The 230-nt window shown below is 40.4% G+C and carries 1 protein-coding gene; it reads right to left on the reverse strand.

What is annotated here, in order from left to right; translation table 11 throughout:
* On the reverse strand, window positions 1-195 hold a 195-nt coding region (locus QCD75_RS22105), incomplete at its 3' end, for a hypothetical protein (protein WP_301231663.1).
* Window positions 196-230: the final 35 nt, after the last annotated feature.

The raw sequence follows: 230 nt of genomic DNA on the forward strand, positions 1-230 counted from the left end.
TTTATACTCTATAGCAAACCTGGCCTGGGTGGGGCGTTTGATGGAATCTTCTTTAAAGGAAATAAACGGACCCCCAATTACAGGTTCACCCCTCTCATTAAAATGCAATACTTCCATCCATTTGCGGTTAGCATTTACACTAAAATCGTCGAAGCCAATGAGGGTATAGTATTTTTTGCCCTGGTGTTCTTTCATAATTGCCTTGTAGTAAATAGCGCCAATCCAGTTAT

The sequence above is a fragment of the Arthrobacter sp. PsM3 genome (genome assembly GCF_030433895.1).
In the GTDB taxonomy this organism is placed as follows: domain Bacteria; phylum Actinomycetota; class Actinomycetes; order Actinomycetales; family Micrococcaceae; genus Arthrobacter.